Consider the following 18,672-nt stretch of genomic DNA (forward strand, 5'->3'; position numbering starts at 1 on the left):
ACAACCCGTCCATGATAATCCCCTTCGATGGCGGGCGCGCGGGTCCTCGCCCCCTCCTGAGCGAAGAGGGGGCGAGGCTCCGCGTGATGGCGTCCCGCGTCACGCCACCTTGGCCGGCTGAAGCTCAGCCAGCAGCTTTTCGGCGAAGGCGCGCTTCTCCGCCTCGTCCATCTTCTTGATCTCGTTGTTGAGCACGCGCTCGTTGATCGACTTGTTCCAGTAGTCCAGCGAACCGAAGCCCAGCAGCGCGGCCTTGCCGACGAACTGGCGCAGCACTTCGTTGGTGGGACCCATCACCCAGCCGGCCTTGCCGTCGCGCAGATAACGCTCGATCTGGAGCGCCGGGCGGAAGCCCGTGCCGCCGGTGGCGTGGAGCATCTTGTCCACCACATGGGCGACGTTCTTGGCCGCCTCGAACTTCACCTGCCACAGCCAGTGGAGCAGGGTGGAGCGGGGCAAAGCGTCGATGTCCTTGTGGATCGACCAGTCGCAATTGTTTGTGACGGAATCCAGTGCCTGCGCCATCTGGTAGTCGAAGGCGCGGCAGGCATTGGTGTCCATGATCGCCTCGCCCACATAGTCCTGGATGGTGGGGTAGTCGGCGACGCGCATGCCCACGTCATTGTGGGTCTTGCGGGTGGTGTGACGCTTGGCGATGTCGATGACCGCCAGCGAGATGCCGTTCCAGCAGGCCGATGAACAGGTGAGGAAGAAGGGGTCGACCACCTCGTCGTTCGATTTCGCGCCGTCGCCCACGGGACCGACCAGGGCCTCCTTCGGCAGCACCGCATTCTCCACCACGATGGGGCCGGACTGGTTGCCGCGCAGGCCGAGGCCGTCCCACTCGGAGGGGTTGGCCTTCACCTCGTCCTTGGTGACGAGGAAGCAGGAGAGGTCGGAATAGTCGCCGGAGAAGCCGGGGCTGGTGGTCTGGACGATGTACCAGTCGGCGAAGCCGCCGGAGGTGGTCCAGGAGGCCTTCTTCGTCACCTTCCAGCCGTCGCCATGGGCCTCGGCCTTGGAGGAGATCGGGTACCAGAAGTGCGAGCCGGTCTCGGGATCGGAATAGGAGAGCGTGCCGATGAGCACGTCGGTGTCCAGCCGCTTCAGGATGTCGGTGAGCAGCGGGTTGTCGTGGTGGCGCAGCAGCGCGGCGGCCACGGCGCCGAGGTGCATGGTGTAGCACATGGCGGTGGAGGGGCAGCCGTAGCGGGCGATGGTCTCCACCACCATGGCGGCGCAGACATGGTTCTGGCCGAGGCCGCCGAGTTCCTTCGGCACATTCAGGGAGAGAAGGCCGAGGGTGGCGAGCGCCTCGAAATTCTTGCGCGGGTAGACGTAGTTGGCGTCGCTCTCCACGGCGTTCGCGCGCAGCGTGGTCTCGCACAAGGCGATGAGCTTCGCCTGCAAGTCCTTCTGCTCGGCGCTCAGCAGCCACTGGGGGTCCCACTCGAAGCCGAGCCCCCAGAACTCTTCCTTGCCCCACATCTTCGTCTCGGACATGTCTCAAGCTCCGCCCGGGCCGGCACGCGGGCAGTCCCCGCGGCCGTCCCTGCCATTTGCGATCACGCTGTGGCGCGCCTGTTCCCCTCAGTGAACTTTTTTGACGCGGTAGAAACGAGAGTGCCACGGACCAATTCCGGTGCAAGCCCATTAATTGAGCGAAAACGGCTCCGGATGTGATCGTGAACTGGGCGTTCCATGGGGCTGCCTCGCTTTCATGTGCCGCCTTTCGCGCCATGCTACCAAAGAAATTTCTTCTCAGGAAAAGTAATTGACAGAATCCGCTGCCCGCCATCAGGATGCGCTCGTCGCGGCGCGTGGCCGGCCCCGAGGGCCGCCGAGCCCGCCTGCCTTAACGACGGGCCCGGCGCACGGGCCGGCATCCTTCAAGAGAGGGCACATGACCAGCGCGACCATTCTGCGCCAATCGATCCTCAACGACCGTCACCGAGACCTCGGCTCCAAGCTTGAGGAATCCTGGAACGACATGGCGATTCCCCAGCACTACGCCACCGACCCGTATGTGGAGACGGAGACGGTGCGCACCCGGGCCGGCCTCTTCGATGTGTCGGCCCTGAAGATCATCGACATCGGCGGCCCCGACGCGCTCGCGTTCCTCAACAAGCTGCTCACCGCCGACATCGCCAAGATTCCGGCTGGCCGCTCCATGATCTCCTCCATCGTCGATGACGAAGGCGGGCTGATCGACGACGTGCTCGTCTATGTGGACGGGGACGGCACGTTCCGCCTCTCGCACGGCGGGGGGGCGCTGGAAGAGGCGTTGCCGGTGGTGGCGGAGGGCTTCGATGTCACCTTCGCGCGGGACAACGATGTCCATATCCTCTCCCTGCAGGGCCCCCTCGCCCTCGACATCCTCTCCCCCCACACCCCCATGGTGCTGAAGGACCTGCCCTATTTCGGGCACGGCAAGACGACCCTGTTCGGCATCCCGGTGTCGCTCGCCCGCGGCGGCTATTCGGCGGAGCGGGGCTATGAGGTGTTCTGCGCGGCGAAGGATGCGGTCTTCCTCTGGGACAAGATCCTTGAGGTGGGTAAGCCCTTCGGCGCCATGCCGGTGTCGTGGGACTGCCTCGACATCGTGCGGGTGGAAGGCTCCCTGCTCTTCTTCCCCTTCGACATGCCGCACAAGGACACGACGCCCTTCGAGGTGCTGATGGACTGGTCCGTGGACCTCTCCAAGCCGGATTTCCGCGGCAAGGCGGCCCTCCTCGCCCGCAAGGGCACGGAACGCACCCACCAAGCGGGTCTCGAAGTGCTGGCGGCCAAGGCGATCACGCCCGGCGCGAAGATCTTCAAGGATGGCGCAGAGGTGGGCGTGGTGAATTCCACCACCTACAGCCGCCATCTCATGAAGTCGCTGGCGCTGGTCTCGCTACGTCCGGACGTGACTGCGCTCGGTACCGCGCTTACCGTCACCGACGGCGACGAGAGCTTCGAGGCGACCGTGGTGCGCACGCCCTTCTACGACCCCATGCGGCTGCGCACGCATCCGCTGGAAGAGCGGGCCTGAGCCGAAGGTTGGAAATCAGGGCTCCGGCGGGCTGAACGGGGTGCGCAGCAGCGCCACCAACTCGGCCTGCCGGTGCACGCCGCATTTGCGGAAAGCGGATTTCAGATGGGCGCGGACGGTGAATTCCGTGCTCCCCAGTTCCAGGGCGATCGCATGGATCGACCGGCCGTCGCACAGCAGGCGCGCGACCTTCGCCTCGGTGGGCGTGAGGTCGAACAGTGCCTGGAGGACAGCCGATGCCGGTGTCCGGTTATCGCCGATCTCGCTTGCCACCAGCAATGCGCCGGCGCCGACGAAGATGTCGTGCGCGTTGCGCCGCACGGGCACCACGTGAAGCACCAGCGGGGCCTGCCCCTCCGTCGGCCGGATGGGGATCGAGCCCACCGTGGTGGACCAAAGATCCCGGCGCAGGCGGGCCACCGCTTGGGCCATCAGGGCATCCGCATTTCGGTCCATCAGGGCAATGCGGTCGCGCCGGTCGAGCACGACCCGCCCCAGCAGGGGGGCAAAGGGCGCGTTGGCGTCGATCATCCGCCCTGAGGCGTCGATGGTGGCCGCCGCGACGCCCAGGGCCGAGAAGGCTTGGAGCGTCGCGTTGAGGCGCTCCAGCGCGAGGCGGATGGAGGTGACTGCGGCCCGCGAAACATGCGGCCGGAGCCGGTACAGCCAGTCCACCGCCGCGTCGTCGAAGGGCGCCTCGGTGCCCGGCTTCTCAAGGCTGAGCGCCACGTGGGCGCCATCCGGCATGGGCATGGCAAGGGCCGCCGACCAGCCGACCCCAAATGAGCGCAACGTCTTGAAGTAAGGGAGCGTCTCGATCTCGTCGGGGGTGAAGAGGTCGCGGTCGAGCACCACCGGCATGTCGGGCCGCGCGAGAGCCCGTTCCAGCCGCGGATTGGACGCCATGCCACCTTGCGCGCCCCATTTTGCGAAGCGCTCCACAAGGCCCGGTGAGGCGAAGCCGCGCAACTTCCCGCCCCTGTTCATCAGCATCACCGCGCCGATGCCGCCGGCCTGCAGTCCGCACCCTTCGATGGCCTGCGGCCAGAACTCCGGCAGGACGGCCGCCTCATAGAGGCCATCCACCACATCGAGCTCGTCCACCATCCAACCCTTGCCCTATCCGCCGTGCGCCGGTTGCAACCCGGAGCACGGCGGAGAATACCACAGCGTGTGAAACGCGAGCTAGAGTGGCTTCAGCCCGGCCTCGATGGCGCTGCGGCGGCCCTCCAGGAAGGGCGGCAGCGCGAGGCATTCGCCGAGGTGGGCGGCGTCCTCGTCGGCGGCGAAGCCGGGACCGTCGGTGGCCAACTCGAACAGCACGCCGTTGGGCTCGCGGAAATAGAGCGAGCGGAAGTAGAAGCGATCCACCATCCCGCTGTTAGGGATGCGCAGCTCCTTCAGCCGCCGCGCCCACTCCTCATACTGGTCGAAGGTGGTGACGCGGAAAGCCACATGGTGCACCGCGCCCGCGCCCTGTCCGGCGGGTGAAAGGCCCGGCTCCACCTTCACATGCACCTCGGCGGCGGGGCCACCCTCGCCCATCTCGAACACATGGATGGCGCGGCCGTCCTCGGCGGCATAGGTGCGCACCTCCTTCATGCCCATCACGTGGATGAGCACGGCGGCGGTGGGCGCGAGGTCCGGCACCGAGATCAGGATCGGGCCGAGGCCGCGGATCTGGTGCGCCTCCGGCACCGGGCTCTTGGACCAGGGCGTGCCCGGTCCCTTGCCGTCATCCACGATGAGCGCGAGGCGCTGGCCCTCGCGGTCCTCGAAGGGAAGCTGGTGGCGGTCATCGCGGGTCTCAATGCCGGCATGGGCGACACCCGCGTCGGTGAGGCGCGCCGCCCAATATTCCAGCGCCGCCTCGTCCCGCACCCGCAGAGAAGTCCGCACGGCCGCATGGCTGCCCCGGCGCTCGCGCGGCACCGGCCAGTCGAAGAAGGTGAGGTCGGTGCCGGGGTTGGCTTCCCCGTCGGCATAGAAGAGGTGATAGGCGGACACGTCGTCCTGATTCACCGTCTTCTTCACGAGGCGCATGCCGAGCGTCTGGGTGTAGAAGCGGTGATTATAGGGGGCGTCGGCCGTGATGGCGGTGACGTGGTGCAGTCCGGTCAGGGGCCCGGTGGTCTCGGTGGTGTTTGCCATTGCGTCCTCCTCCGGCGTGCGGAGCCTGGGTATCTGTCTGCTGCCAGAGATAGGCGGACAGCCCCTCCGATACGAGAACCACGGGCGCAATCTGGGTTTGCTGGTTTGCAAGAAGATTGAGCGAAACAGGGGTCAATCACCTTGCTTTCTGCAATCTGCGGTACCCGGGGGCGTGGCCGGCCTGGCGCCGTTTCACGGCTGTTCAGCATTTCGGGCGATCGCCGTTCATCCGCCTCATTGTTTGTGCCAAGACAACCCGTGATGCGGGGGCATGCGTTAGCGCGTGGCAGACTTCGGGGGAATTGGCGCATGACGTTGCGCAATCTGGCACTGCGCCTCATCGCGACCGCGACGGTGGTCATGCTCATCGCCGGCTGCTCCGATCGCCCCGGCATCGATGCGCTTGTCCCGGTCGCCGCTCCGCTGGCTGAAGGTGCGCGCGAGCAGGTGATCCTCGTCGCCTCCACCCGCGAACGGGACCCGCGCGCCGGCGTGTTCTTCAATGGCGAACGTTCCGCCCAGCTCAATTTCGCGAAGATCGACCTTTCCGTGCCGCCCACCCACAAGCCGGGCGAGATCGAGTGGCCGAAGAACGGGCTGGGCAATCCGGCCACCGACATGGTGGTGCGGGAGGCCGTCTACCGCGACACCGAAAGCGAGTTCCTGCGCGACCTGAAGAGCGAGCTGGCGCGCCGGCCTGCCGGCAAGCGCAACGTCTTCATCTTCGTGCACGGCTACAACACCATGTTCTCCGAGGCGCTGTACCGCCTCGCGCAGATGGCGACGGATTCCGACGCGCCGGCCGTCCCTGTCCTCTTCACCTGGGCCTCGCGGGCGACCACCGAGGGCTATGTCTACGACAACAACAGCGCCACCGCCGCCCGCGACCAGCTGGAGGAGACCATCCGCCTCGCCTTCGGCAGCGGCGCGGACCAGGTGAGCATCCTCGCCCACTCCATGGGCAACTGGCTGACGGTGGAGGCGCTGCGCCAGATCCGCATCTCCGGCAAGACGTTGCCGCCGAACAAGATCGGCAACATCATCCTTGCCGCGCCGGACATCGACGTGGACGTGTTCAAGACCCAGCTGCGCCGCTTCGGCAAGCCGCCGAAGCCGTTCGTCGTTGTCATCTCGCGGGACGACAAGGCGCTGGGCTTCTCCGAATTCCTCGCCGGCAAGAAGCCGCGGCTCGGAGAATACGCCAACGACACCGAGCTGGTCGAACTGGGCGCCGTCGTGGTGGACATGACCGACGTTAAGGCGCTCGACAGCTTCAACCACGGCAAGTTCGCGCAACTGGCGGAAATGGCGCCCCAGCTTCAGAGCACCATCGCCAGCGCCAGCGGAACGGCCACGTCCAACAGCGTGCAGATGCAAGGCGTGCGCATCACCGGCCTCGATCAGGCGCGGGCGGCCCAGTCGTCCGGCCCCGTCTTGCCGTCCCCAACCCAGCCGCCCCCCGCCCAATAGGACCCGGCCTTCGCAGGCGACCTATGCCCCGCCGGCGCTTCCCTCGCGGGCGCGTTCGGTCTAAAGGCGTCGCCTTATGGCCTATTCAGTCAAGGAAATGTTCCTCACCCTGCAGGGGGAGGGCGCGCAGGCGGGGCGTGCCGCCGTCTTCTGCCGGTTCGCGGGGTGCAACCTGTGGTCCGGGCGGGAGGAGGATCGCGCCGCGGCCCAGTGCCGTTTCTGCGACACCGATTTCGTCGGCCTGGATGGCGAGGGTGGCGGCCGCTTCCCGGACGCTGAGGCGCTGGCGGACGCCATCGCGACCGTCTGGGGACAGGCCGGCGCCGAGCGCCGCTTCGTCGTGTTCACCGGTGGCGAGCCGCTGCTCCAGCTCGATCCGGCAGCCATCGCGGCGGTGCATGCGCGGGGCTTCGAGATCGCGGTGGAGACCAACGGCACGGTTGCCGCGCCGGAGGGGCTCGACTGGATCTGCGTCAGCCCCAAGGCTGGCACCGAGCTGAAGCAGCGCGCCGGTCACGAGCTGAAGCTCGTCTTCCCGCAGACCGGGCTCGATCCCGCCGAGGTCGCGAACCTCCCCTTCACCAACTTCTTCCTCCAGCCCATGGACGGCCCGGATCGCCGCGCGAACACCGATGCGGCGGTGGCCTATTGCCTCGCCAATCCGCGCTGGCGCCTGTCCGTCCAGACCCACAAGATGATCGGAATTCCATGACCACCCGTGACACCCCCGCGGCGCTGCCCGGCCGCGTGCGGATCACCCAGGGCTTCACCTTCGAGGCCGCGCACTTCCTGCCCAACGTGCCGGAAACCCACCGCTGCCGGCGTGTGCACGGGCATTCCTACCGCGTGGACCTCGCGCTGGAAGGACCGGTGGATCCGGTCACCGGCTTCGTGGTCGACTTCTTCGATGTGGAGAACGCCTTCGGTCCGCTGCTGAAGCAGCTCGACCATTATTGCCTCAACGACATCGACGGGCTGGAGAACCCCACCGCCGAGATCATCGCGGCGTGGATCTGGACGCGGATGAAGCCGCTCCTGCCCACGCTCGCGTCCGTGCGGGTCTACGAGACGCCCATGTCGTTCGCCGAATACGCAGAGGGGTGAGCGGGCCTCAGCCCGCCGCGTCCCCCGCCTTGGCCTTCTTCACGAAGGTGGCGAAGGCGGCAAGCTGCTTCTTGGTAAAGTCCAGCGTGCCCTGATCGGTGACCACGCCGTCCGTGATCTTGGTGTGGGCCTGGGCGACCATCACCTCCGGTACGTTCATGACGTGGGCATTGAGCGCCACCAGCACCTGCCGCAGGTGATATTGCGCCCGCGCGCCGCCCATGCTGCCGGGCGAGGCGGACAGGATGAGGGTGGGCTTGCCGGAAAGCGGCTGCGGCTTCAGGCGCGACAGCCAGTCGAGCGCGTTCTTGAGGCCGCCGGGGACGGAGTAATTGTATTCCGGCGTCACGATGACGAGCGCATCCGCCGCCGCCACCTTCTCCCCCATGGCCGTCACCGGTGCCGGGAAGCCTTCCGCCTCGATGTCCCCATCATAGATGGGGAATTCGGCGATGGAGGGCAGGATCTCCAGCGTCGTCCCCTCCGGCGCGATGCCCGCCAACGCGCGGGCCAGCGCGGCGTTGAGGGACCCCTTGCGAACGCTGCCGACCAGCACGACCCAGTTCATCGCCATTCTCCCGCTGCCCGCCACTCAATGCCCACCACGGGCACGATCCCGATAATGGCGCAAAAGCAGGAAGGTTGCGTGAGGGCGAATGAAAATCAGCCGATGCGCACCATGTGGTTGTCGTAGCGCGGCCCGCCGGTGCGCCGCGCGGTGATGGCGACACCCTCCCGCTCGGCCTTCACCACGATCACCTCGCCATAGCCAGACGCCGCGACGAATGTGCCCGCCTCCGCCCCCGACGCGAGGCCGCAGCCATCGGTGAGGGGGACCGCGCCGAGATAGCGCCCGTCCGCCTTCCACACGGCCACCTGGTTGCCGCGCGGGGTGGCGCAGGCGACGAAGCGGCCGGAGGGGTCATAGGCGACCGAGCCGACATAGCCGCGCAACGCCCGCCATGCCGCATCCGGGGCATCGAAGGGGGAGAGCGCGCCATCGGCGGCGATGCGGAAAAGCAGGGGGCGGGCCTCGCCATCCTTCAACAGGTCCTGCGCCGCCACCACCGTGCCGCCATTGCTGTCGTGCGCGAGGTGGCGGAGCGACAGGCTGGCCAGATCGGCGGAGAGCTTGCCCTCGCCGCGTACGGCGCCGGTGGTGGGGTCCACGAGGGTGATGCCGGAGCCGGTCACTTCGGCGTCGCGTGCCTCCGGCGTGTTGGGCTCGATGCCGCCATTAGCGATGACGAGGGCGGCGCCCGAGCGCATCAGATCATGCGGGCCGTCGCCGCCGCTCGCCCATTCGTCGCGGATGGCGAAGCCGCCCTCCACGATCCGGACGGCCACGACGCCCCGCCCCATGGCGCGCATGCCATCCGCCGGGCGCTCGATCTCATTGGTCAGGAACAGCCGGCCGTCCGCGGTGAAACGGCCGTGGCCGGAGAAAACGCGGCCCTCGCCCGGCCCGAAACTCGTGACCACGCCGGCCTTGCGCCGGTCGAACACGAGGGCGATGCGCCCCGGCCGCCGTCCCACTGCCACCGCGAGCGGACCCGCCGGGCTCGCCTCGATGCCGTGGAGCCGAACATCGGAAGGCGCCTCCGGCGTCGGGGCGAAGCCGGCGTCGAGGCCGATGGCGGCGAACCCCTCGCCCACGCCCGCCGTCGCCAGCCAGCCCTCGTCCAGTTCGGCAGCGCGCAGGTCGCCCGGCAAGGTTGCGGCGGCGAGGAGCGCGGCGCTACCGAGCAGCAGGCCGCGGCGGCCTATGAGCGGGGCGTGGTCGAGGCGCGCGCGCATGTCCGTCGCTATCGCCTCAGTCGCCATCGAGGGCGTTGAAGCCCAGCGAGATGCCGAAATAGGAGGCGATGGGCTTGTAGACGGCGAGCTGCGCCGCCTTGAAGGTCTTGATGGCGGTCTGGATGCCTTGCGCTCCCGATGCGGTGGCGGCCGCGGCGCCGATGTCCGCGGGCAGCTTGTCGGCGGCGGCATCGGCGGCGGTGGCGGCCTTGGTCACCACCCACTGCGGCCGGCTCGGCAACTGCGCTGCCACCGCGAGGAGGAGCGCGTCGGCGCTGCGGATCATGTTGGCGGCGACACGGCCGGAGCGGCCGGAGCGCCAGCTGTCGGCGACCATCGGCTTGGCGTCCGAGGGGCCGGAGCCAAGCACGGGCAGCAGCTTGGTGTCGGTTACGCGCTGGTAGGCGCCGGAGAGGTCGGTGAGGATCATGCCCGGCAGGGCGCCTACGTCCGGGAACAGGGCCGGATCGCCCTTGCCGGAGACGATGGCGCCAAGCACGCCGGAGGACTTGTCGCCCCACGCGGTGCGGATCTCGCCCGTGATGGCGGCGAGATTGTTGACGATGGCGGTGCCGAGCGCGCAGCGCCGCGCGGCCTCGGGGCCAGAGACGAGCGCCTCAGGGGCGCCGTCCTCATACAGCAGCCGCTCCAGCGCCGGCAGGCCCTGCACCGCCGCGCTCGATTGGGCGAAGCGCTCGGGCGCGAGGCGGGCGGGATCGCTGTCGGCGATGATCTCCGAGAGGCCACGGGCAATGCCGTTGCGTCGGTCCGGGAAGAAGGAGATGCGGTCGGCGCGGAGCGATAGGGTGATGGGGCCGAAGGTGATGAACTCCACCGCATTCCAGGCATCCGCCGCCTTGCCATAAGCCTCCTTCAGCGGCGCGACGCCCTCCGCCGAGGGGGTGGGGCAGAAGGCGGCCCAGGCTTTGGCCTGCTCGGAGGTGGCGGCGGCCAGCGCATCGTAGCGTGGCAAAAGCCAGCCCTCGATGAGCGGCACCGGATCGAGCTTCGGATCGGCCGCGGCCGCCGGACCGGTGCCGAAGGCGAGCGCGGCGGCGAGGGCCGCGCCGGCAAGGCGGAAAGAAGAACGGCGTGTGGCTTCGATCATGACGTCGATCCGCAATATCAGGTCCACACCGGCAGAAGCCGGTCAAAATCACAGGGACGAAATGTACCGCACCAGCTCCGCCCTGTCCTTGGGCGGCAGCGCGCCGAAGCGCCGCTGCGCGGTGTCCGCCTCGCCGCCGTGCCAGGCGATCGCCTCCTCCACCGTCCGCGCCCGGCCGTCGTGCAGCAGGCCGGTGTTGGCGGCGATCGCGTCCGAGAGGCCGGCGAGCGGCGCGGTGCGCCATTGGGAGGCGCCGACGCCCGGCTCCGGCATGGTGTCGCCAAGGTCCGGCCCCATCTCGTGGAGCAGCAGGTCCGTGTACATGCGCGCCTCCCCGCCGCCCGCTATGGGCAGGGAGGGCCGGTGACATTGGGCGCAGCCGGTGGAGGTGAACAGCGCGGCGCCGCGTTTCGCCTCGGCCCTCGGAAGGTCCTCGGGCTCCGGCTGGGGGAGGGAGGCGATGTAGGCCACCACCCTGTCCAGCAAGGCGGAGCCGATTTCCAGTTCGTCGTCCGCGTCTCCGGACGTGGCGTTGGCATCGCCATGGAGCGCCGTGCGACAGGCCGTCTGCGTGGGCGTGCAATCGCCCCAGGGGTCCGGGTGGAAGCGGGTGGAAAGGCCGAGATCGAGGAAGAAGGCTTCCGCCGACTGGCGCGCGAGATCGGGCTGCGACGCCTTCCAGCCGAAGCGGCCGATGGCGGTGCTGCCATCGGCGAGGGTGACACGCCGCGCCATGCCTTTCACGCCGTCCACGCCTTTCGCCTGCTCCCGCTCCACCGCGAGGATGGCGGCATCCGGCACGGCGGCCAGCGCCCCCCGGCCCTTGAGGTCCGGCCCCACCCGCAGGGAAAGCCCACTCGCGGGATCGAGCGGGCCGTAGCCGAGCGCCTCGGGATGCGGCTTGCGGGCGATGCGGCCGTCCGGCAGGGCCGTATCGGTGACGCCGATCATCCCCTCGCCCGGAATGCCCGGCACCGCATCGATCTGGAAGCGCCGGCCATAGACGGGATCACCGCTGCCGTCCGGCCGGCCGATCATCAGCACGAAGCCGCGCTCCGCCGTGCCGTGCTCCAGCCGGGCCGGGGCGCGGCGGTCCGCGGGATGGCAGGTGGCGCAGGAGCGGGCGTCGAACAGCGGGCCGAGGCCGTCGTCGCCGCGCGTCGAGGCGGGGGCGGGCACCCAGGGCCGCTTGAACAGCGCCTTGCCGATGGCGAGGTCCAGCCTGTCCAGCGTTTCGGCGGCGGCGGGCATCGCGGAGAGGGCGGCGAGCAAGGCGAGGACAAGCACGCGCCCCATCACACCACCCTGATCCAGCCCATGAGGCCGGAATCCATGTGCTCCAGGATGTGGCAGTGGAACACCCAGTCCCCGCTGGTGGCCCGGAAGGCGATCTCCACCGTCTCGTTGGGCTCGGTCATCACCGTATCGGCAAGATAGGGCGGGATGTCCTTCTTCTTGGAGGAGGACAGCACGCGGAAGACGTGCCCGTGCAGATGCATGGGGTGGACGTGCTTGGTGACGTTGCTGATGGAGACGATGTAGCTCGACCCGTCCTTCAGCGTCGCCAGCGGCGGCGGCAGGCGCAGGTCCGCGCCGGCGCCCCAGGAATTGCGGTTGATGGCCCAGAAGGTCTTGCTGCCGACGCAGGCCGAGGCGATGAGCGCCTTCGCCAAGGGATCGTCCGGTGGCAGCGGGTCGCCGCTCACGATGGGGCCGGCGGCGGTCTGCACCAGATAGTCGATGCGGCTCGCGCGCTTCACGTCCGGCAGCGGCACCTTGGCGGCGGGCAGCGCCTTGGGGCGGAAGGCGGTCTTCTTGCGGCCCTTGTCCACCCCGACCAGCGTGGTCAGCAGATAGGGTTCGGCGGTGCGGTAGTCGTAGACCTTCACCTCCTCGCCGGGGCCGGGCATGCGCACATGCACGTCGATCCGCATGGCGGGGCCCATGCGCCAGATCTCGTTCGGCAGCCTGGAGAGGGGAAGCGGTGTCAGGGCCTGCCCGTCGATGGCGATGATGGCGGCGTCTTCCGTGTCGCAGCCGAAATCGATGGTGCGGGTGGAATCGGCGACGATGACGCGCAGCCGCACGTCGCCATAGGCCGGCGCCTCGACGCGGGGCGGCACGATGGAGCCGTTGGTGGCGCGCACCGTGCCGAAAGTGCCGGCGGTGGAGGCGCCCTCGTCGGTGAACATCTCCAGCCAGCGGCCGTCTTTTTCGTCGAGCCGCCAGTCCTTCACCACGATGAAGTGCTCGGCATCGAAGCCGAGCTTCGCCTCGGCGGGATCGTCCACCACGAGCAGGCCGACGAGGCCACGGCCCACCTGGCCCGTCTCGTCGCAATGGGGGTGGAAGAAATAGAAGCCCGGATCAGGCAGGGGCACGTTGTAGGTGAACGTACCGCCGGCCGGGATCGGCGCCTGGGTGAGGGGCGAGACGCCGTCCGACAGATAGGGCACCCGCACGCCATGCCAGTGGACGGTGGTGAGGTCCGGCAGGCGGTTCTCGAAATCCACCATCAGCCGGGTGCCCACCGGCGCGCGCAGGGTCAGGAAGGGCGTGCCGTTATAGGCGCAGAAGCCCTTGGTCATCGGCTGGCCCGGGCCGAGCAGCGGCATCTCCATCTCCGCCGCCGTGAGGGCGAGCCGGCGCACCGGCGCGCTCTTGGGCAGCGTGTCCACGGAGGCCGGCATGCGGCCGAGGGCGGAGGGGGCGAACCCCGCCGCCCCCGCAGCCGCCGCGCCCGCGAGGAGCGCCCGACGCGATATCATCGCGTCCATCCCATGGTCATCGTCTCAATTCTTCTTCACGGTCTTCGGGTTATCGAGGCTGTCGGAGCCTTCCATCTTGATCTGGAGCTTGAGGGCCGCGACGCCGCGCTCGATGGCGTGGGCCTGGGCCACCAGGGTGTCGACGCCGTCCTGGATCAGCTTGGCGCCCTTGGTGTTGCCCTCTTCGAGCATCTTGTCGTAGGTGATCTCGCCGGAATCCGCCACGTCCTTCAGTGCCTTGAGGGCGGCGAGAGCGGCGTCGGACTTGGCGTCGATCTCGTCGGCGACCTTCGGGTCGGCGGCGCGGACGAGGTCGGCGACGGAGGGGCCGGTGACCTTGGCACCGTCCGGCTTCACGTAGGAGCCGTAATAGACGTTGCGGATGCCCACCTCGTCATAATAGTGCGCGTTCTGGGTGTTGTTGGAGAAGCAGTCGTGCGCCTCTTCCGGATCATGGAGGATGAGGCCGAGCTTCATGCGCTCGCCGGCGAGTTCGCCATAGGACAGCGAGCCGATGCCCGTGAAGATGGTGGCGAGGCCGGCCTTGTCGTTCTTCTTGACGAGCGCGGCGCGGGCCTTGCCCTTGGCGCCCCACAGGCCGGTCATCTCGTCGAGATCGGCGACGAGCGTCTCGGTGGCTACCTTGAGATACTGGCCGCGACGGTCGCAATTGCCGTTCGTGCAGTTCTTCAGGTCATAGTCGGTATAGGGGCGCTGGCCCTGGCTGGGCGTCGCGTTATGCAGGTTCTGGCCCCACAGCAGGAACTCGATGGCGTGCCAGCCGGAGCCCACGTTCGCCTCGACGCCGCCGGCCGAGTTGAGCTCATGCAGCAGCTTGGGCGTGATCTTGGTGACATCCACCGTCTTCTTGCCGATGCGGATGGACTTCGAGGCGATCACGTTTGCGGTGTAGAGCGGGTTTTCGTCCGACTTCTCGCCGTAGCTCTTCTTGTCCACGTAATCGATGAGGCCTTCATCCAGCGGCCAGGCGTTCACATTGCCTTCCCACTCGTCGACGATCTTGTTGCCGAACCGGAAGGCCTCGGTCTGCTGGTAGTAGACACGGGCCGCCTTCCAGGCGTCGCGCGCCTTGCCGAGGCTCTCGGCGCTGGGGGCGGCGAGGAAGGCCTCGATGGCCTTCTGCATGTCCTTGGCGGTGGAGGCCGATGTCCCGTAAGACACCTCGGCGAGGTCGGCGTAATGGACGATCACGTCACGCGGCTTCGGCGCCTGCGCGAGCACAGGGCTCGCGAACGCTGCGACTGACGCGATGACTGCGCCGAGAAAATGCGCGCGCATCGACCTTCTCTCCTTGAAATTCGCAAATGGGAACCGGTGCCCGGGCAAACCGGAACCAGGGCCTTTGCCCCGTCGGCGCGGAGAGTATGAGTCGGGCCGGTGGCGGGCAAGCGCTTGAGACAATAATAGAATTGTTCCATGTCCAGAGTGCGGGATCTCGACTTGGGACTTTTAAGTCAAAGCGACGCATCCTTTAGTAGAGGACGTAACGTAACCCTGTATCCGCTGCCTCCCGAGCCGGTTCGGCGCGACGGGCTGCAAACGCTGGACCGGGCAGCATTCGGGTCCATCGCAGGCGCCTATCAAATATTGTCTACAACGCTTCCCGCGCAGTTCCACCTTTTCATTTGAACAATTACAAAGCTTTGCCATTGCGGTGACAGCGCGCGCCCGTGGGTGATAGGATTTCGTCATATTCCAATGGTTTTCGTCCCGGCGGCGATTTCTTCCGAAGGACGACGGCCTCAGGTCAGCGTTTGTGTCCGCCGATGCGGCGGCCACAGCCGTGGGGGCGGAAGGACTTGTCGCGATGATTGCCGCGCTTCTGATCGTTTTCCGCGAGGTCCTCGAGGCCGGTATCGTCACCGGCGTGGTGCTTGCCGCCTCCGAGGGCATCCGCCATCGCGGCCTGTGGATCAGCCTCGGCATCCTGGGCGGCATCGCCGGCTCGGCGGTCCTCGCGCTGTTCGCGGACACCATCGCCTCCACCTTCGACGGCTCGGGGCAGGATATCCTGAACGCCGCCATCCTCTCTGTTGCCGTGGTCATGCTGGTGTGGACCGTCGTCTGGATGGCGAGCCACGGCAAGCACATGGTCATGGAGATGCGGGAGGTCGGCCGCGACGTGAAGGAAGGGCGCAAGCCGCTGGCCGCGCTCGCCATCGTCGTCGGCATGGCGGTGCTGCGCGAGGGCGTCGAGATCGTGCTCTTCCTCTATGGAATCGCCAGCACGGGCGGCGATTCACCGGGGGCGATCGCGCTCGGCGGGCTCGGCGGCCTCGCTGCGGGCGCGGCCGTGTCCCTGCTGCTCTATCGCGGCCTCGTGGCGATCCCGCTCAAGCATCTGTTCAAGGTTACTTCCGTCCTCATCACGCTGCTGGCCGCCGGCCTTGCGGCGCAGGTGGTGGGCATCCTGCAGGATGCCGGCTTCATCCAGTCGCTGGCCGATCCGGTCTGGAATTCCAGCTGGCTGCTGGCGGACGACAGCGCCCTCGGCCGCGTGCTGCGCACGCTCGTCGGCTATCGCGCCGAGCCCACGGGCATGCAGGTGATCGCCTATGCCGCGACAGTGGCGGTCATTGTCGGCCTGTCGGCCATCATCAACGGCCGCCGGTCTGCCACCCCGCGCAGCCAGACCGGCGCCGGCCCGGCGGGCGGTCGCATTTCCCGCGCCTGACGGGGTGCGGGGCCGTGAGCCCCCACGCAGCATGCTCCTGTTGCGGCCTTCTCCTCCCGCCCTCATCGCGCGGCGTTTCCGCCGCCCGCGGCTTCCGCTATGCTCGCGCGACGGCCAGCCGCCGGACAAGCCGCTCAGGCGGCGCCGCGCGGCACCCGAGGAGAATCACCCCATGAGCGGCGGAACCGGCGGCAAGGACGCGCGCAGCAAGGACACCCGCAGCAAGGACGGGCAGGGCACCCGCCTGTTCCTGCGCGTGGACTTCGCCGATGGCCGGCGCCTCGGGCCGGGCAAGATCAAGCTTCTGGAAGCGATCCGCGAGCACCGCTCCATCCTCGCCGCCGCCAAGGCCATCGGCATGAGCTATCGCCGCGCGTGGCTGCTGGTGGACGAACTGGACCGCATGTTCGAGCAGCGCGTCATCGTCACCTTCCCCGGCCGCCGTGGCGCGGGCACCGAGGTGACGGCCTTCGGCGAGCGGGTGATCGCGCTCTATCGCGCCATGGAGCGGCAGGCGGCCAAGGCCACCAGCGGCGCGCTGGACGAGCTTACGTCCGCCCTTGCGGCGGACTACCACCCGAAATCACCCGCAGAGCCGGCGGATCCTGAGGCGGATGCGCCGCTGGTCGGCCCGGCCGCGAAGCAGGCGGGCTGATCTCCGCGCCGGGCGAATGGAAGCCCATCGGCCGGCTGTCCACCGTCACCGCCTTGATCATTGCCCATATCTGCATGCCCGGCTCAAGGCCAAGGCGCAGCACGCTTTCATGGGTCACCAGCGAGCCGAGGCGACCGGCCGCAAGCGCCAGCTCCACCTCGGAGAACGGCCCTTCGGCCCGGGTAATGGAGGCGATGGTGCCGCTGATGCGGTTCGTCACCGACACGTCCATGGGCCGCGACAAAGAAAGCGAGACGTCGCGCGAGCGGATGCGCACCCGCGTCGGCGCGCCCACCGGCCGGTCCACGAGAGGAACGCGCAGTTCGCCACCGGCAAACGAGACGGTGGAGAGGCTGAGGTCCGGATCGTGCGCCGTCACGATGCAGTCGAGGATGGTGCCGATGTCGAAGCGGCCGATCACCGGCAGCAGCTCGGGCCGCGACAGCACGTCGGACAGGCCCCCGCAGGCGATCACCTTTCCGTCCGACAGCGCCGCCACCGTATCGGCGAGGCGCAGCACCTCCTCGATGGAGTGGCTGACATAGAGGATGGGCAGGTTCAGCTCATCCCTGAGCCGCTCCAGATAGGGCAGGATCTCGCCCTTGCGCATCTCGTCCAGCGAGGCGAGGGGCTCGTCCATCAGCAGCAGGCGCGGCTGGGAGAGGAGCGCCCGGCCGATGGCGATGCGCTGCTTCTCGCCGCCGGAGAGGGTGTGCGGCCGGCGCTTCAGCAGGTGGCCGACGCCCAGCATCTCCACCACGGCATCGAACCGGATGGTGCGGGGCCTTCTGGTGCGGCGCTCGCCGTAGCGCAGGTTGTTCTCGATGGTCATGTGCGGGAACAGCCGCGCATCCTGGAAGACGTAGCCGACGCCGCGCTGCTCCATGGGCAGGTTGATGCCCATCGCCTTGTCGAAGAACACCTCGTCGCCCACGCGGATGAAGCCGCTGTCCGGCGCGAGGGAGCCGGCGACCAGCTGGATGATGGTGGTCTTGCCGCAGCCGGAGCGGCCGAACAGGGCGGTGACGCCCATCTCGGGCGCCCGGAGCGCGGCCTTGAGGTGGAAGCCGGTGGTCCGGGCGAGGGCGACGTCGATCTCGATCATAGCTGCCCCAGGGCCAGGCGGATGCGGCGGTCCGCGATCTGCGCGAGCATCAGGGAGCCGAGGGCGAGGATGACCGAGACCAGGGTGAGGCGCAGCGCCATGGCGTCGCCGTCCGGCATGTGGGTGGCGCTGTAGATGGCGAGCGGGATGGTCCGCGTCTCGCCCTCGATGTTGGAGACGAAGGTGATGGTGGCGCCGAACTCGCCCAGCGCCGAGGCGAGCGAGATGAGGCAGCCGGAGAGCACGCCCGGCATCATCAGCGGCAGGGTCACGGTGAAGAAGGCATCGAGCCTGCTCGCGCCCAGGGTGCGCGCTGCCGTCTCGATGCCCTTGTCGATGCCGCCGATGGCGAGGCGGATCGCGTTCACCGTGAGCGGGAAGCTCACCACCGCCGCCGCCACGGTGGCGCCCGCGGTGGAGAAGATCAGCGAGATGCCGAACCACTCGTTCAGATACTGGCCGAGATAGCCGCGGTTGCCGAGGGTGATGAGCAGCAGATAGCCCACCACCACCTTGGGCAGCACAAGCGGCAGATGGACGATGCCGTCGAAGATGCCCTTGCCGGGAAATTCGAACCGGGCGAGCACCCAGCCAATGAGAATGGCCGGCGGCAGGCTCCAGAGCGTAGCCCAAAAGGCCACCTCCAGACTCAGCCGCACGGCCGTCCATTCTTCGGGAGTGAGCAACATCTCAACAACGTCCGCCTGCGAAAAGGCCTCGCCTTGCTGTCGGTCAGGCTCGGTCTTTTGCCCTGAATAAGCAATTCCCGTTCCGCGACACGTTGG

The 18,672-nt window shown here is 68.2% G+C and carries 17 protein-coding genes; 6 read left to right on the forward strand and 11 right to left on the reverse strand.

All coding sequences use genetic code 11. The annotated features are described in order from the left end of the window. Positions 1–99: 99 nt before the first annotated feature. Positions 100–1,503 (reverse strand): acyl-CoA dehydrogenase family protein, encoded by a 1,404-nt coding sequence (locus tag J2126_RS17300; RefSeq protein WP_245327413.1) that lies wholly within the window; start codon positions 1,501–1,503, stop codon positions 100–102. Between the two features lie 400 nt (positions 1,504–1,903). Here J2126_RS17300 and J2126_RS17305 point away from each other — a divergent pair, with 400 nt between their 5' ends. Continuing rightward, the gene (locus J2126_RS17305) at positions 1,904–3,034 is read left to right on the forward strand and encodes an aminomethyltransferase family protein (RefSeq protein WP_209488112.1); all 1,131 of its coding nucleotides are present in this window, start codon (positions 1,904–1,906) and stop codon (positions 3,032–3,034) included. A gap of 15 nt (positions 3,035–3,049) precedes the next feature. Here the strand turns inward: J2126_RS17305 and J2126_RS17310 are convergent, their stop codons facing one another. Beyond that, positions 3,050–4,141 (reverse strand): helix-turn-helix transcriptional regulator, encoded by a 1,092-nt coding sequence (locus J2126_RS17310; RefSeq protein ID WP_209488113.1) that lies wholly within the window; start codon positions 4,139–4,141, stop codon positions 3,050–3,052. 78 nt (positions 4,142–4,219) lie between these two features. Then, the gene (locus J2126_RS17315; RefSeq protein ID WP_209488114.1) at positions 4,220–5,185 is read right to left on the reverse strand and encodes a ring-cleaving dioxygenase; all 966 of its coding nucleotides are present in this window, start codon (positions 5,183–5,185) and stop codon (positions 4,220–4,222) included. A 309-nt stretch (positions 5,186–5,494) separates the two neighbouring features. On the opposite strand from J2126_RS17315, the gene J2126_RS17320 reads away from it, so the two are divergent. The 3 genes from J2126_RS17320 to queD all read left to right on the forward strand — a co-directional run bounded on the left by J2126_RS17320 (position 5,495) and on the right by queD (position 7,759). Next, positions 5,495–6,655: an alpha/beta hydrolase gene (locus J2126_RS17320; protein ID WP_209488115.1), complete on the forward strand. Its 1,161-nt coding sequence runs from the start codon at positions 5,495–5,497 to the stop codon at positions 6,653–6,655. 76 nt (positions 6,656–6,731) lie between these two features. Further along, positions 6,732–7,367: a 7-carboxy-7-deazaguanine synthase gene (gene queE / locus J2126_RS17325; RefSeq protein ID WP_209488116.1), complete on the forward strand. Its 636-nt coding sequence runs from the start codon at positions 6,732–6,734 to the stop codon at positions 7,365–7,367. A 35-nt stretch (positions 7,368–7,402) separates the two neighbouring features. Next, positions 7,403–7,759: a 6-carboxytetrahydropterin synthase QueD gene (queD, locus tag J2126_RS17330; RefSeq protein ID WP_209490271.1), complete on the forward strand. Its 357-nt coding sequence runs from the start codon at positions 7,403–7,405 to the stop codon at positions 7,757–7,759. Positions 7,760–7,766: 7 nt separating this feature from the next. Here the strand turns inward: queD and J2126_RS17335 are convergent, their stop codons facing one another. From J2126_RS17335 to J2126_RS17360, 6 genes are all read right to left on the reverse strand, one after another. After that, positions 7,767–8,327, reverse strand: coding sequence for an NADPH-dependent FMN reductase (locus J2126_RS17335; RefSeq protein WP_245327415.1), 561 nt, complete (start codon positions 8,325–8,327; stop codon positions 7,767–7,769). Positions 8,328–8,422: 95 nt separating this feature from the next. Further along, on the reverse strand, positions 8,423–9,556 hold the full coding sequence (locus J2126_RS17340) for a DUF1513 domain-containing protein (protein WP_209488118.1): 1,134 nt from the start codon (positions 9,554–9,556) through the stop codon (positions 8,423–8,425). Between the two features lie 16 nt (positions 9,557–9,572). Continuing rightward, positions 9,573–10,664, reverse strand: coding sequence for an imelysin family protein (locus tag J2126_RS17345; protein ID WP_209488119.1), 1,092 nt, complete (start codon positions 10,662–10,664; stop codon positions 9,573–9,575). A 48-nt stretch (positions 10,665–10,712) separates the two neighbouring features. Further along, the gene (locus J2126_RS17350; RefSeq protein WP_209488120.1) at positions 10,713–11,960 is read right to left on the reverse strand and encodes a di-heme oxidoredictase family protein; all 1,248 of its coding nucleotides are present in this window, start codon (positions 11,958–11,960) and stop codon (positions 10,713–10,715) included. Beyond that, on the reverse strand, positions 11,960–13,432 hold the full coding sequence (locus J2126_RS17355; RefSeq protein WP_245327417.1) for a multicopper oxidase family protein: 1,473 nt from the start codon (positions 13,430–13,432) through the stop codon (positions 11,960–11,962). The genes J2126_RS17350 and J2126_RS17355 overlap by 1 nt, the downstream gene beginning before the upstream one ends. 24 nt (positions 13,433–13,456) lie before the next feature. Beyond that, positions 13,457–14,731, reverse strand: coding sequence for an imelysin family protein (locus J2126_RS17360; RefSeq protein WP_209488122.1), 1,275 nt, complete (start codon positions 14,729–14,731; stop codon positions 13,457–13,459). Between the two features lie 529 nt (positions 14,732–15,260). On the opposite strand from J2126_RS17360, the gene J2126_RS17365 reads away from it, so the two are divergent. After that, entirely contained in the window at positions 15,261–16,127 is an 867-nt protein-coding gene (locus J2126_RS17365) for an FTR1 family iron permease (RefSeq protein ID WP_209488123.1), read from the forward strand. A gap of 172 nt (positions 16,128–16,299) precedes the next feature. Further along, positions 16,300–16,782 carry a winged helix-turn-helix domain-containing protein gene (locus J2126_RS17370; protein WP_209488124.1) on the forward strand — a complete coding sequence of 161 codons (483 nt, stop codon included), beginning with the start codon at positions 16,300–16,302 and terminating at the stop codon, positions 16,780–16,782. Here J2126_RS17370 and modC read toward each other — a convergent pair. Next, positions 16,676–17,887, reverse strand: coding sequence for a molybdenum ABC transporter ATP-binding protein (gene modC / locus J2126_RS17375; RefSeq protein ID WP_209488125.1), 1,212 nt, complete (start codon positions 17,885–17,887; stop codon positions 16,676–16,678). The two genes, J2126_RS17370 and modC, sit on opposite strands and share 107 nt — an antisense overlap. Continuing rightward, positions 17,884–18,576 carry a molybdate ABC transporter permease subunit gene (modB, locus tag J2126_RS17380; protein WP_209488126.1) on the reverse strand — a complete coding sequence of 231 codons (693 nt, stop codon included), beginning with the start codon at positions 18,574–18,576 and terminating at the stop codon, positions 17,884–17,886. Before modB ends, modC begins: the two co-directional genes overlap by 4 nt. Positions 18,577–18,672 lie beyond the last annotated feature (96 nt).

This window comes from Xanthobacter flavus (assembly GCF_017875275.1).
Classification (GTDB): Bacteria; Pseudomonadota; Alphaproteobacteria; order Rhizobiales; family Xanthobacteraceae; genus Xanthobacter; species Xanthobacter flavus_A.